The sequence below is a fragment of the Oceanobacillus manasiensis genome (genome assembly GCF_000724085.1).
GTDB lineage: Bacteria > Bacillota > Bacilli > Bacillales > Amphibacillaceae > Oceanobacillus_B > Oceanobacillus_B manasiensis.
This window is the reverse complement of the sequence record NZ_CCDL010000001.1, coordinates 1172516-1188367: the sequence shown is the minus strand read 5'-3', so window position 1 is coordinate 1188367 and position 15852 is coordinate 1172516. Positions and strand designations below refer to the sequence as shown.

Sequence of the window (15852 nt, the reverse complement as noted above, 5' to 3'; positions counted from 1 at the left end):
TTCATGATTGCAGAATGGTTTAATGATTATAGGGAAATTTCAACAATGTTTCTAATCATCCCCTCCAAATTGTAATATATGGATAATTTTGCACAGCAAATAAATATAGTAATATACTACCATGAATTTCAATATAATAGTAAAAAAGACTCAATCCAGTGTACATAAAAAGAAGACTCCCCTTCAAACAATACAAAGAGAGTCTCCTTTTTTATCACAATTTCTTTTAGTAAGCATAAGGTTTTCAGTTCCTTCTACTGAACTCTTTACAACTCATTATGCATGGCCCACTTCCACTCCTCAGTTTCTATTCCAAATAACTAACTTCATTTCCGTCATTTCTTCTACAGCATATTTTATTCCTTCTCGACCTGTACCACTTTCTTTTACCCCACCATATGGCATGTGGTCAACACGGAATGTAGGGATATCATTGATTAAGACACTTCCAACCTGCAATTTCTCTGTTGCATCTAGTGCTGTTTCAATATCTTTCGTATAAATGCCTGCCTGCAATCCATACCTTGAATCATTCACTAAATCAATGGCTTCGCTCACCGATTTCATTTTGTTGATAATGACGACTGGGGCGAACACTTCTTGACACGATACTTTAAGATTACGATCTGCTTCTAAAATAACAGTTGGATTTACAGTATTTCTATTTGCATCTCCGCCTGTTGCAATTGTTGCACCAGCATTTTTAGCTTCTTCAATCCAGTCTAAAGATCGCGTTACATCTTTCTTTGAAATTAATGCGGAAACATCCGTCTCAGGATCTAAAGGGTCTCCTGTTTTTAACCTTTTTGTGGCCTCAGTAAATTTCTCCACAAACGTTTCGTAAACTTCTTCATGGACATAAATTCTTTGTAGTGAAATACAGACCTGCCCGTTATTGGAAAATGCGCCTGTCACACAACGGGAAATTAACTTTTCATCGATAACTGTATCTTTGTCGATAATAACTGCTGCGTTATTTCCGAGCTCTAACGTAACTCGCTTTAATCCTGCTCTATTACGAATCCCAATCCCAACTTCAGGACTTCCAGTAAACGTGATCATATTCACTCGCGGATCCGTTACCAATTTATCCCCAACGAATCTTCCACTTCCAGTTACCACATTCAATACACCTGCTGGAAGTCCTGCCTCTTCTAACAATTGTGAAAGAAAGATAGAAGATAACGGTGTTTGTGTCGCCGGTTTTAATACAATTGTGTTACCAGATGCAATGGCAGGTCCAACCTTATGAGCGACTAGATTTAAAGGAAAGTTAAAAGGCGTTATTGCCCCGATCACTCCTAACGGCTCTCGCATGGTATATGCAATTCTATTTTCTCCTCCAGGCGCAGCGTCTAGGGGGATTGTTTCACCATGAATTCTTTTCGCCTCTTCTGCTGCAAATTTAAAGGTTTGAATTGTGCGGGCTACCTCCCCTTTTGCTAACTCAATGGGTTTTGCAGCTTCTAAGGCAATAATTTCTGCTGCCTTATCAAAGTTGTCATGATATAGCTGTGCAAGTTTTTCTAATATACCAGCTCTTTCATGTGCAGGCTTTTTGATCCAACTCTCCTTAGCTTTGTTAGCTGATTCTATTGCCATATTCACTTCTTCTTCATTTGCTAAAGGTACTTCAGCAATCTTTTCTTCTGAATATGGTGAATAAAGTTTTGCATATTCCTTAGTAGTAATCCAATTTCCATCAATGAGTAATTTGTCTTTTATTTTTCCCACTATTTCACCTCTAACTACGTTTTTCGCTCTTATACTTTAATCTATTTTTCTACGATTTCTCCATCATATGCAGCTTTGTATATTGCAAAAATATCCTGTTTTTCCAACAACATCGGACTGCGATCTAGTAAACGCTTTTGCTTCGTAGCATCGTCTGTTAAACCTTCAAGTGCATCCTCTGTTATTTGGAAGTCTTTTAGATTGGTAGGTATATTAACGTCTTTTACCATTGTTTTTATTTCTGCTACGCATTTGTAAGAAGCTTCTTCAGATGAAAGACCTGTAGCATTGTACCCCATTGCTTCAAATATATCCTTCAGTCGCTCTTCGCAACTTTGACGAATATAGCCCATTACATATGGAAGTAATACTGCATTAGAGTCACCATGAGAAATGTGGAATTGACCTCCGAGTGGATATGCTAAAGCATGTACTCCAGCTACTCCAGCATTAAAAAAAGCCAACCCTGCAAGATAACTGCCATAACTCATCTTAATTCTTGCTTCTTTATTTTCCCCTTCTAATACCGCAGTTGTAATCGAACTGCTAATTAATCGAATAGCATGTAAGGCCATTCCATCCGTAACTGGACTTGAATTTTTCGATACATAAGCTTCTATAGCATGTGTAAGTGCGTCAATTCCAGTAGCTGCTGTAACTTTGGGCGGTAATGATAATGTTAAAGCAGGATCTACGATGGCCACATCAGCCAATAAATAATCATGGGTAACAACGTCTTTCGTTGTCTCCAAAGATAATACCGAAATGTTCGTTACCTCAGAACCTGTACCAGAGGTCGTTGGAATTAATATTTTTGGCAACCCTTTATTCAAAATTTCTTTGGTCCCAGTTAAATTTAAATAATCCTTAACTTCACCTTCTTGTGTTGCTAGTACACCTGCTAATTTCGTTAAATCTAACGCGCTGCCTCCTCCAACACCAATCACCATCTCAAAATTGTGCTCTCGTGTGTACGTAACCAGCTTTTCACCAATTGCTAAAGGAGGCTCTGGAACGACATCTGTATAAATCTCAGTTTTATACCCAGCCTTATCGAGAGGCTTTACTACTTTATCTGTGACACCAATATCAACTAAAAAGGGATCTGAGATAACTAATACTTTGTTGACATTAAACCGTTTTACTTCATTTTCTAAATTAGATAATGAATTCCAACCAGTATAACTAATTGGAGTTAAGGTGATTTTTTCAGACATGTCTATCACTTCCTAGTCTAAGATTATAAAGCTATTTTTCACTAGCTTGACTTTCTTGTTTCTTCACTCGCTTCATCTACGTCTTTTAAGAACGTTTTATCTACTTCTCCTTTAAAGAAATCTTTCCCGTAGATTAAGGCACAAAGTATGATCCCTACTGCGAACGCCCAAGCAGCACCTTTAATAACAAGAACTGCACCAATTATTCCCGCGATTCCTAAATCCCGTTGACTTTTCGATTCTAGTATTCCTACCTTTACGCTTACATAACCTTGTATTAATAGAGTTAATGCCATTGCTACTCCTAATATCGGTTCTACTAAGCTTACGATTGGTAAAAGAAGTAAGCCTGTATTGGTACCCCAACGGAAAGAACCTACTCCACCAAATATAGAGTTCATTGCTTTACGTCCTTTTTTAAATCGTTCAATCATGACAACCTGCATTGCTGACCATAAAGGACCTGCCATGGTTACATCAGGACCAATTATACTCATCGAGCTATTACGGATACCAAAGACTAAGTGCGCTCGACTGGAATTATAATCCACTTTTTCATCTGGACGTCCAGCTACACCTTCGTCTATTAGTGCTTTTGTTTGTAGGACGTCACCGAATAATACAATATAAGCTGCAAGAACAGTTGGCAGCCCTGTTAAAAATAAAATTAATGGAGGGAAACCAATCCCAAACATGGTATATTCACTCCATAATGTAACAAAATCAGGTTTAGAAAATCCCCATTCAATAGTTGGCCAAGCTGCTTCACCAAATAACGGAGCAACGAAAACAGCTAAAAGGATTACGGGAAATACTCCTAACTTGGCTACCGTTTTCCATAAAATATTTTTATTCTGTAAGTTTATAAAGTGCTTTGAAAATAAAAGGTAAAAACCAATACCAATCGTAATTGTTATTGTCCATGGAAAGGATTCAAATCTACCACCAACTTCAAATACAGAGACTACCGCACCTAATCCTGCGCCTAGTATGATGCCTGATTTCAAAGCGGATGGAATCAATTTCACTACTTTGGTCGCTAACCCTGTGGAGCCAAGGACTATTGATAATATCCCTAATGTCATTTGAAAGGCAATTAAGGCATGGACACGTTCCGGCCCCTCAGGAAATTGCTGACAATACAGTATAATAAGAGGGATTGCAGGTGTAATCCATCCTGGCACAGCCGGGTCACCTAAAAGGTGGTGCAGTAAATAAAACAGTCCATTAAGTATGACGATTGCTAAAGCCACTTCAAATGGCATTCCTAACAGTTCAATTAAAATTGGGATTGCTGATAGATCTACCGCACACATTAGCAAGCCTTGCACGTAATCTGGATACTCGAAACGATAATGAACAAACGGCAATCTTACTTTAAAAGGTCCTGCTGGAATATAAGGTGATTCTTCCCCATATTTACGATTTTTCCATTTCATAAACTTTCCCCCTATCGCTTAATTGTAATTGTAACCCCTTACATTCTTGCGTAAATAAAAGCTGCCCCTCCAATGAATACGTAACCATTTTGCGGTATGGTTACGTATTCATTTTACAACAAAAATAACCTAAACTTCTCTTACTGTTTTTCTGTTAAATAGTTTAACAGACTCTGTATGTTTGATGCAACTATTTTCTTTATTTTCAATTAATTCTATTAAACGCTTAATGGCTACGAGTCCTAGATTTTGCTCGCTAATACTACCTACCGTCGTAAGTTGAATGAATTGATGCTTACTTATCCCTACATTATCAATTCCGATGATACTGACATCCTCTGGTACGTTTAAACCATTTTGTAAAGCAATGTCGATCGCATCCAAGGCAATAGAGTCAGAGCCAGCGCATATCGCTGTTGGCACATGCTCCCTGCTAGTTAATTCTTGAAATACATCTCGCATACTTTCAATGGAGGTGTCTGTGATAAATATATCTGAGTCAGCAAGGGAAAGGTGATTATCTTCTATTGCTTTATTGAAGCCCTTATATCGATGAAGGTACGTACTAACGCTTAAAGGCCCACCAATCCAAACAATATGTTGATGCCCTAAATTAATCACATGCTGTGCTGCAAGATATCCTGCTTTGTAATTATCAATTTCAACGAACCATTCATCACTTTTATGCTTTCGGTTATAAGTGATAAAGGGAATCTGCATACGCTTTAATTTATCGAAGATCGGATCATCCAGTAATATACATGACAAAATAACCCCATCTACTTTATTTTCAATGGCAGCTGCGTATGCTTCTGTAATTTGTTCATCATTGATAAATTGTACGTGAACACGGTACCCCAATTCATTTGCATATTTCACAATTGCTGATGTTGTATCGACAAAGAAAGGGTTATGTAATGGACCTGAAATGAGGGCAATCGTATTCGTTTTATTTTGCACAAGCGAACGTGCATGCCCATTTGGTACATAGCTTAATTCTTCTATTGCCTTCATAACTTTATCCACAGTAGGTTTTTTCACTAATTCCGGTGTATTTAATACACGTGAAACAGTCGTTTGAGAAACACCTGCCCGTGCAGCCACATCTTTTGAAGATACCAATTGAATGCCTCCCATGGTGATTGATTTGTTGAGTATTACTTTTTTAAGCAAAAAAGCTCCTTTGCCTCTTTTCTAATTATATTATAGATGGTTTTAATTGTACTAGGAAATGTAGGGAAGTTTTATCTGAAGGGCGGGAGACATTTTTTGTTTATTTATGTATAGAGTTTTCCTTAGCTAGCACCCTTCACTTCTGCTAACATCCAATCCATCAATTCCTTACGATCAACCAACCGAACATGATTAGAACGCGCTAACTTTTTAGCCTGTTCTGTATAAAAGCTGTTCGTCACTACCCAGCATTCATCTACGCTATAATAACTTCTAGCAGACACGACTTCTTGTACGGCTTTCACGCCAACGTTCTTCTTATACCGTTTTGCTTGTACCGCAACTTTATTCCCTTTACCTGTTAAAAGAAGATCTGCCCCATAGTCTCCTCTTGCAGGCGTCAATTTCACGGTGTACCCTTTACTCTTAAACAAGGTATGTAAAAATTCCTCAAACATTCTCCCGGACATTTTATCAACCTCTAGCATGCCGGACCTTCTTAGCTTCTTCTCTCTTATTACTCTTACCGTTAACCCAACTGCCAGTGAACCACCAAAAAACACTAAAAAGCTCACTAACAATATAGGCTCAGCAGTCAGAATAGACCAAAGCAGCTGCAATCCCTGTAGAAAGCCTTCAAAGAATTCTACCATTTCTACCCACTCCTATTCTCTTTTTATTCATATTCGTAGGAGGATTCTCGGGTTGTAATAAGCGCTGTTTTCTCCATTGAATACCTTATCTTTAAATAAAATCCCCACCCTACTATGAAGATGGAGATTTTCCAAACAATTTCCGTTCCTTCTAAGCCTCAACACCAACCAACGCTTCAACTCGACCCATTACATTCTGTTTCATCTCTTCTAAAGCCTTCTTACTAGCTTCCATTGTTTCTTCCTTTACACCAAAATAGAACTTAATTTTGGGTTCTGTTCCGGATGGTCTTAGGCAAAACCAAGCTCCATTGTCCAGTTTATATTTGATAACATTTGATTTAGGCAAGGTGATTTCCTCATACTGATTTAATTTTACATTCAGGCTCTTGCTGCTTTGATAGTCTTCAATCGCAACAACCTGCTTGCCTGCTATTTCTTTCATTGGGTTTGTGCGGAAATCAGTTAAAATAGCACCAATTTGTTCTACTCCAGCTATGCCTTTTAAAGTTAAAGATACTAGATCTTCTTGGTAATAACCGTATTGCTCGTATAGAGCGGTTAAACCTTCATATAAGCTCATTGTCTTGGATTTATAATAAGCTGCTACTTCTGCGATTAGGAGACATGATTGTACAGCATCTTTGTCTCGAACAAAGTCGCCAATTAAATAACCATAGCTTTCTTCGTATCCAAATAGGAATTTTCTATCCTTCTGTTCATGGAAGGCGTTAATCCATGCACCAATGTACTTATAGCCTGTTAACGTATCAATAGTTTCCAGTCCGTGTGCTGCTGCAATATCTCTACCCATTTCTGAAGTAACAATCGTTTTTAACACTGTTGAGGTGGGATGATTTTGTTTTTGGGTGATTAAGTAATGTAGTAATAGTGCACCAACTTGGTTACCAGTTAACACTTCATATTTCCCTTGATCATTCTTAACAGCGACACCAACACGATCCGTATCAGGGTCTGTTCCAAGTAAAATATCTGCATTATATTGCTCACCATATTCAATGGCTAAAGCAAATGCAGCATGTTCCTCGGGGTTAGGTGAAGTGACTGTTGAAAAGTTAGCATCTGGAAGTTCCTGCTCCTTTACTACTTCCACATGGGAAAACCCAATTGCTTCTAATCCTTTTCGCACTGGGATATTACCCGTTCCATGGAGTGGTGTATACACGATACGGAAATCATCTGCTACTTCCTTGATCATATCAGGATTAACAGTTATCGTTTGTAGGTTTCGTAAATAGGCTTCGTCTACCTTCTCTCCTATCATGGCAAGTTTTCCGTCTGCTTTAAGCTTTTCAGCATCTTCAACTGCAACTGTTAATTCGTTATCCACTTCATTTACTTTTGCAATAATTTCATCAGCTATGCTGGAAGAAATCTGCGCTCCGTCTGGACCATATACTTTAAAGCCATTATATTCTTTTGGATTATGACTTGCGGTAATGACGACTCCGCTATAGGCATGTAAATACCTAACTGCAAATGATAACTCAGGTGTTGTGCGTAGTGATTCAAAGACATAAGATTGGATGCCATGTGCACCCAGTGTTCTTGCTGTTTCCATTGCAAATTCAGGCGATTTAAAGCGCGAATCATATGCAATAGCGACACCTCGTTTTTTTGCTTCTTCGCCATTTTGTTCTATGTATCTAGCTAATCCCTCAGCTGCTTTTCGGACTGTATAGATGTTCATTCGATTTGTACCTGGCCCGATTTCCCCTCGCATGCCACCGGTACCAAATTCTAAATGCTTGTAGAAGCTTTCTTCTAATAACGAAATATTGTCTTCATTGTTTGCTAGTTCGAATGCTAATGATTCGTCTAATTGGTTGAACTGTTTCCATTTTGTGTAGCTCTCTTGCCAAGTCATTAAATACTCCCCCTTGTTTTAAAAAAAGACTTCAGAAAATAGGCTGTCGAGAATAACTCGACAGCCTTATCACTGGTTACTTCACACCATAATAATCTACATACCAATTAGCAAACTGCTGCAGACCTTCTTCAATTGTTGTTTCAGGTTTAAATCCAACAGCTTTCTGCAATTGCTCTGTTGATGCATAGGTTGCTGGTACATCGCCAGGTTTAATTGGTTCAAATACTTTCTTAAACTCTACTTCTTTACCTAAAGCATTACCTAAGCATTTCTCTAACGTGGTAATAAAAGTCATGAGCTTTTCTGGACTGTTGTTTCCGATATTGAATACTTTATGCTGTACATCGCCTTCTGGCGCGTTGCTGAGCAATCTTTCAATACCTTCAACGATATCATCAATGTAAGTGAAGTCTCGATATAGATCGTTCTCAAAATCACCGTTATTGAAGATCTTGATTGCCTCACCATTAAAGTATTTATCCGCAAAGCCAAAGTACGCCATATCCGGTCTACCCATTGGGCCGTAAACAGTAAAGAAGCGCAGCCCTGTTGCTGGGATATTATAAAGATGGCTATATGTATGTGCCATAAGCTCATTCGATTTCTTTGTAGATGCATACAATGATACTGGGTTGTCTACAAAATCTGTTTCCTCAAAAGGTACCTTCTTGTTGGCTCCATACACAGAGCTAGATGAAGCATAGACAAGATGATCAACTGGGTGTTGTCTACATGCCTCTAGTATGTTATAAAAACCAATCACATTGCTTTGCATATAGACGTCTGGGTTTTCGATAGAATAACGCACCCCAGCCTGTGCAGCCAGATTGACTACAATATCAGGATTATGAGTCGCAAATAGATTCATAATGCTTTCCTTATCAGCAATATCCCCTTCAATAAAGGTGAACTGCTCGTATGGCCGTAACAGATCAAGACGTGTGTGCTTTAATTTCACATCATAATAGTCATTTACATTATCAATCCCGATTACCTTGCAGCCTTGGTCTAAAAGTTTCTTAGATAAAAAGAATCCAATAAAACCTGCTGCGCCAGAAACAAGATATGTCTTTTGATTATCTAGCGTTTGGTACGGCATGGTTTTTCGTCTCCTTTATATCTTCTTTCGTTACTGTATTTCGACCTACAGAATGATACTCAACACCTGCAATAGCCATCTCTTGTAAATCATAGATATTTCTTCCATCAAAGACTAGAGGGGTACGCATTAATTCGCCATACTGCTCTGGAGTTACAGCTTTAACTTCTCCCCATTCGGTGAATACAAAACATACATGTGCATCTTTCAATGCTTGTTCGGCATTTGAAACATATGTAATGCTTCCTTTTGCTTTAGGCCCTTCTGGATGAACTTTAGCAAAATTCTCAGCACCAACAGGATCATACGCATAAATATCAGCGCCCTGTTCTAATAGAAGAGGAACATTTTCTAAGGATGGTGCTTCTCTTAAATCATCCGTTCCTGGCTTAAACGTTAGTCCAAGCACGGCAACCTTCAGACCATTAAATGTAATAAGACGTTTGCTTGCTTTCTTGTATAGTAGTGTCTTTTGTTCTTTGTTTACATCAATTGCAGCTTTAACTGTTTTTAGTTCGTAGCCATTTTGTTTCGCAATGTTCTCAAGTGCTTTGGTGTCTTTCGGGAAGCATGATCCACCATAGCCAATGCCTGCATTCAAGAATTTACTTCCAATCCGATCATCGAAGCTCATCCCTCTTGCTACATCCTGAACATCCGCACCAATTAACTCACAAAGATTGGCGATATCGTTCATGTAAGATATTTTTAAAGCTAGAAAATCATTGGAGGCATATTTGATCATCTCTGCTGATCTTCTATTAACAGATACGATTGGCAGGTTAAATGGCTCGTATAGACCCAATAACACATCTTCCGCCCACTTACTTTCCGTCCCAATAATAATACGTTCAGCTTGTAAGGTATCCTTCACAGCAGATCCTTGTGCTAAAAACTCTGGGTTAGATGCAACTTCTACTCGTACATCATTAACTAGGAAGTCATTGATGAATTGCTCCACCTTATCATTTGTCCCAACTGGTACAGTGGATTTTACGACAACTAGACAATCCTTTTCAACTGATTCTGCGATTTGTCTTGCAACTGTTGCAATATATGATAGATTAGCAGATCCATCAGCTTGCTCCGGAGTTCCTACTCCAATAAAAATGGCGTCTGCATCCTTATAAGCAGTTTGATAATCTGTCGTGTAATCAATTCTTCCAGCAGCATAATTCTTCTGCATCAATTCTTCCAATCCCTCTTCATAAATTGGAGAAATACCTTGTTTCATTGTCTTTACTTTATTTTCATCAATATCGACACAAGTTACGTTGTGGCCAACCTCTGAAAAACACGCTCCGGCTACAAGGCCTACGTAACCTGTTCCTGCTACTGCTATTTTGTGCATATAAACAATCCTTTCATTATTTTCTCAAACAGATAAATACTCTTAAATAGATGCTGTTCCCATAATTACTAACACAATCCTTTTTCTTAAAGTCTCAAATTAAAATATGTCTAATTAAATATATAATTAAATATATTTCTTAAAATAAATGAGGTAAGAATAATTATCAACGAATTAATTACTACTTTTATCACATAGCTTAATCGATTCACTTTCATTACTTTAAAAAGTACACAAAAATATGATATATGAATAATAGTAAACAGTATTACCATTAGTATTAAAGCTAAATATATACTATCAAATAAGTATTTTCCAACAATGAGTGAAACTATTATTCCAATCACTTGTAATAAATTTGCTATCATTGCATATTTTTGTTTTTCTATTGTTATTGCTAATCCTTGTACCGAACTTTGAAGAAACATAAAAAAGTATTGAAAGGCTAAAATCATTACAAAATGACCTGCAACAACCCATTCTTCCCCTAAAAAAAGAACAGTTACTATATCACCAAATGCTACCAATAGTATTATAGGAAGAACAGAAACCTTCATAGCCTTAAATATATTGTTTAAAACATATTCACCAATTTCTTCCCCTTGGCGCTTCATTTTTGTAACAACTTGGAAAAACACCCTACCTATAGCCTGTCCTAGTAAAGTTACTGGGATTTTTAATATTCTTATAGTTATTGAGTAGTAACCTAATACTTCGGATCCCCATAAAGAATTAATGAGTAATGTGGGTGTCTGACTTTTTAAATTATTACTGAAATTGGTCGGTGTTTGATAAAGTGCGAATTTTCGATTTTCTCTAATATATAGATATATCTCCTTAAAATCAAATGTTACTAAGCCCTTCGGTAATTTACTTTTCATATTTATTAAGGTTACAAACGAACCTAGAATATGTGCAATAAAAAAACCATATTGAACAAATCCTAAAAAACCTAACATTATACCAACTACACTATAAATGCTTTGATTAAGTATAGGATTTTTCATTAAAACATCATACTCTTCTTTTCTATTTAGCCATGTATAACATATTTGAACTTGCTGTGATAGGAAAGAAGTTAAAAATATCAATACAAAGAAAATACTATAACTAACCATTATATCTTCGTTCATAAATACATAAAATAAAGTTAGAATTAGACTTGACAATAGACTTATAAACAGGGATATAGTTGAGATGATTTTATAACCTTTTGGTATTTTATTATCTTTTTCTACCATTAAAGAATAGGATAAGCCAAAGTCAGAAAATGAATTAATAATAAGTGAAAGTGAATGTATTAAAGCCCATATACCAAATATTTCAGCACCGTATATCCGTGTAAGAACTGGTAGTGTTATTAAAGAAATTAGTTGACCTAACATCGTTCCCGTTGAAATCTTTGCAACATTCTTTTTGTTTTTTGAAATATTTACCCTTTTAAGTATTTTTCTAATCATAGTATTCAGGCGTCCGTTTTAAATTGCTTTCTAAGGTATTTATCATATACATATCTGCTGAATTTTTTATTCCTTAGTAACAGCTTTAATTTTTTTAAAGCAAAATATCTCATTCCATAAAAGTATGCTTTTAGCGGTACTTCAATATGTCTTTCTTTTAATTCTATATAAATTTCTTTATAATTTTCGTTCTTTTTATTAGCTATCATAAAACCTAAATATTTTTCTATTTTCTTATTAAATAAATCTACATCAAAAACATCACTATATAATTGTAGTTTATTTATAGAATAAAATTCTAAAATTGTTCTTTTGCACTTTTCACACTTACCACAATTATAATCCCCCTTCGCACAAACATTTAAATATTTATATGATTTCTTATACTCCGAAATTTGTTTTACTTTCTCTAAGCGAGATTCAATTAAACCAGTTGAATAAAAAGAAACATTATTATTTGATAGCGAATAAACATTTAATAAATCATAATAAGCTGTTGAATCTTCCTTTATTGAAAATTGATCTATGGGAAAACCAGAAGAATAATAATATACACCAAACAATTTTTGTAATGCCAAGACAGCAGATAATGACCTGAAAGTGTGAGTTTGAACGAATTCTAGCCTTAATATTTCACTGAGGTTAGAGTCAACAGAAACAAATTTAAACTCTTGTTCTTCAGCAAAAATTTTCGCCTTTTTCATTCTATTCCTGTATAGACTTCTTGCTTCGCTTCCTCCTTTTGACCCATGTGAACCAACATTAAAAAAGGTTAAGTGGGTAATATTATAACTACTTATTTCTAAATTGGTATTATTGTAAAGTGTATGAAATGAATCTACCCCCGCAGAAAAACCTGTACCTACAGCACCTTTATTTGGCAATTTTTTGTAACTAACTTTAGCCTCAACGTTTACAGTATTATAATTGGAAATATATCTTGATAATACTGGTATTAATATAGTCTTAATTTGATAATATAATTTTTCAGAAACCTCGTACTTGGAATAAATATCAAGATTATGTTTTAAAGCATACGGTAGTAATCCAATTAAAAAAGCATCTATTCTTTCAGTGCAAAGATACTTTTCATATTCATTTTCTACCTCATAAAACATTTCATACTTTTTATTATCTATAAAAACATCAGCACATAAACGGGAATATTCCCCATTTCTTTTTATATATGGTTCCTCAATAATAACCATTTATCAATCACTCCACTTATTCCGATTTAAATCATCTATATAATTTAATAATTTAAGCCCAACCAAGTTCTACATAAAAATAACTATTGAATGCCACCGTCTCAATTCTTATTGCTTAAGGGTATCAACATTACATGTAACTGAAGGAACAGATTTTAGACAAAAATTTTGAGTCTGACTTATATCATTTCCACTTACTATTAAGGCAGGTTACAATCCCTAAATTAAAAAGAGCTCTAATCTTAATCATAGGATTTTATAGGTAGTTCAAATAGTTACCAACTCTCTCTTAAAATTCAGGAGGATTAAACTTTCTCATTCCATTTTGATGAAAGAAAGTGACCTCACCAAAGATAACTCTCCTTAGTACTATAAAATTCAATTCTCGTGTGCAGAAATCCAGCAGAAAGCTTTTCAGCTAACCTTATCAAAATATCCAATTTACGTTTTTTTCTAATCTCAGTTTTCGTTTCTTTTGGATAAGATATTTCAGCATCTAAAAGTTTTCATTCCAAGTTATATCTTTCATAATCGTTGAGTCGGAAATAATAAACAGAGATCATCTAAATGTGTGAAACTACCAATGATACTTTTTACTTAACCTAACAATCGTATAGCTAATAACAGTATAATACAAAACTATTATAGGTAGTTTTTTTCTTGACATGTCGTCCCCTACGCTTCCCAAACTATATGACTGCTCTCTTCCATCAATTACCCCGAATCCCAGCAGAGTCATCACACAAGAATATATATAAAGCCCACCTAGTGCTAATAGATAAAATTTACGACTTTGCTTATCATTAATAAACACATAAAACGATAAGGCTAATCCGCCCAAAAGAATCAAAATCTCCACTTCAAGCAAAAAGAATCTATCCCAATTTACTAAACTAAAAGGATTCGGTGATGCAATCAGGTATGCCAGAGTGTTAAATATATTAACAACTCCTTTCACCCCAACATAATATGCTACAACTGCGGTAGAGCCTAATACCCCCATCCACATTAATTTTTTTGAACCTCTGTAAAACACATAGTAAATTGCAATAATAACAATTGAATATGGCCTTAACATGGTTGAATAAACGAGAAACAAAAAAAACAAAATGTATCGTTTGTCTAATAGAAAATACAATGAAATTATCGCTAACAATACACTAAATATGTCTTTTGAAAAAGTGGAACTCCAATACATAAGAGTAGGACTAATCAACAGCCCTGCTATAATTAATCTAGAAAATAAAGTGTTATTTACCTCTTGCCAAAAGTGTCTTTTTGTAATCAAATATGAAAAATAAGAGATTAATATCAAGTTGGTGGAATTAAATAATACGATTAATAATGGGCTATCAGTATTAAATAAAATATACATAGGTAAATAAACAATACCAAATGATGGATACGAAGACATCATTAAGTAATCTGTTGTAAAACTAGCCCAAAAGAAATCTAGAAACTGGTCAAAATTATGTTGATATTGAGCAACTTGGACGTAATATCTTGTAGCATCTAAAGTGGCCAAAGGGTCTAAAATAATAGCATACATTATTTTACCTAATATCATAATTACTCCAGGAATAATAAGAGCAATAATGTTTATATTCCTACCCTTCATTTCGTTTAACATCAAAATAAAGGGTAAGAGTGCTACTGTAAGTATAAGTATAGCAATCGTTTCATCAACCCCAAACAGAACCCTACCAAGTAAAACAAAAAGTATAGAATAAGCAAAAAAGAAAATAAAAGCTGCCGTTTTTAAATGCCTATAATTTTTTTCTATTTTATAAATATATTCCACAAACAAACACTCCTGAGTTGACTTCTGCTGTCATTCAACTTTTTTAGTAATTTTTATCGGTTTAATAGCAAACTTCCGTATTAGCATTATTAAACAAACGATTGCTCTCCGTTTTTTATTAATCGTTTGTTTAATAAGACTCTAAGATGTAAAGTTTGCCTATCTAACCAAGTGATTATGTCAAAACTAGAAGATGGAAAAATCCCCAGTTTTTCTCAAAAAAATATTATTGGGAGTACAAGTGTTATATGATTCCCATTGAGAGATATTAATTATACCATCCATTAAAATAAATATATTGATAAACTGAATTCAAGCTATAACGAAACAAAAATATAGTTAGTGTGAAATCTGCGCAAAAAATATTATAATTAAAATCCTTTGTAACCAAAAGTAACCCTAAACGCATAGACAAGCTATTAAAAAGGCCACTTTTAATTATTTGTATTAATTGAGTGTTTCGCTTATCCTATTCAGAAAGTTACAAGAACAAGACTGTAGATTACGCAATTGCTACCTTTAAATGCCTGTTTTATATAGAGATAAAAACTCATTGAAATAACAAAACATTGGAACCTCGTAATAGACTAATCTTTTTGACAGACGTATGTTAATTGACGGGTAATGAAACATATGAACTTATTCAAAAAGAAGAAAAATCTAAGTGACAGATTGGCACTGTTAATACATTCAGTGGTGAATAGTTTGTAAAAGGCCGTATTAGTCAGATCAAAAATCTAGTTTTAAGTACCAGAAAACCGAATACTTCATTAGCAAGTTACCCTAACAATGACCACAATGTTCCTATTTTACAATAATTAACTCC

The 15852-nt window shown here is 35.2% G+C and carries 11 protein-coding genes; all 11 read right to left on the bottom strand.

Going from position 1 to position 15852, the window contains the following annotated elements; all coding sequences use genetic code 11:
• Positions 1–300 precede the first annotated feature (300 nt).
• Positions 301–1734, bottom strand: coding sequence for an aldehyde dehydrogenase family protein (locus tag BN985_RS05900; protein ID WP_156960080.1), 1434 nt, complete (start codon positions 1732–1734; stop codon positions 301–303).
• A gap of 41 nt (positions 1735–1775) precedes the next feature.
• Complete coding sequence (locus BN985_RS05895) at positions 1776–2951, bottom strand: iron-containing alcohol dehydrogenase (protein ID WP_042221734.1); 1176 nt, start codon at positions 2949–2951, stop codon at positions 1776–1778.
• Between the two features lie 41 nt (positions 2952–2992).
• Positions 2993–4390: a membrane protein gene (locus BN985_RS05890; protein WP_042221732.1), complete on the bottom strand. Its 1398-nt coding sequence runs from the start codon at positions 4388–4390 to the stop codon at positions 2993–2995.
• Positions 4391–4519: 129 nt separating this feature from the next.
• The gene (locus BN985_RS05885; RefSeq protein ID WP_042221731.1) at positions 4520–5512 is read right to left on the bottom strand and encodes a LacI family DNA-binding transcriptional regulator; all 993 of its coding nucleotides are present in this window, start codon (positions 5510–5512) and stop codon (positions 4520–4522) included.
• Between the two features lie 173 nt (positions 5513–5685).
• Entirely contained in the window at positions 5686–6216 is a 531-nt protein-coding gene (locus BN985_RS05880) for a restriction endonuclease (protein WP_042221730.1), read from the bottom strand.
• Positions 6217–6367: 151 nt separating this feature from the next.
• Positions 6368–8104 carry a phospho-sugar mutase gene (locus BN985_RS05875; RefSeq protein ID WP_042221728.1) on the bottom strand — a complete coding sequence of 579 codons (1737 nt, stop codon included), beginning with the start codon at positions 8102–8104 and terminating at the stop codon, positions 6368–6370.
• Positions 8105–8180: 76 nt separating this feature from the next.
• Positions 8181–9206, bottom strand: coding sequence for a GDP-mannose 4,6-dehydratase (locus tag BN985_RS05870; protein ID WP_042221726.1), 1026 nt, complete (start codon positions 9204–9206; stop codon positions 8181–8183).
• Positions 9184–10557 (bottom strand): UDP-glucose dehydrogenase family protein, encoded by a 1374-nt coding sequence (locus BN985_RS05865; RefSeq protein ID WP_042221724.1) that lies wholly within the window; start codon positions 10555–10557, stop codon positions 9184–9186. The genes BN985_RS05870 and BN985_RS05865 overlap by 23 nt, the downstream gene beginning before the upstream one ends.
• A gap of 110 nt (positions 10558–10667) precedes the next feature.
• Positions 10668–12017, bottom strand: coding sequence for an oligosaccharide flippase family protein (locus BN985_RS05860; protein WP_042221723.1), 1350 nt, complete (start codon positions 12015–12017; stop codon positions 10668–10670).
• Positions 12018–12022: 5 nt separating this feature from the next.
• A complete protein-coding gene (locus tag BN985_RS05855) occupies positions 12023–13225 on the bottom strand; it encodes a hypothetical protein (RefSeq protein ID WP_042221721.1) in 1203 nt (400 codons plus the stop codon).
• 577 nt (positions 13226–13802) lie between these two features.
• The gene (locus tag BN985_RS05850) at positions 13803–15026 is read right to left on the bottom strand and encodes a hypothetical protein (RefSeq protein WP_042221719.1); all 1224 of its coding nucleotides are present in this window, start codon (positions 15024–15026) and stop codon (positions 13803–13805) included.
• Positions 15027–15852: the final 826 nt, after the last annotated feature.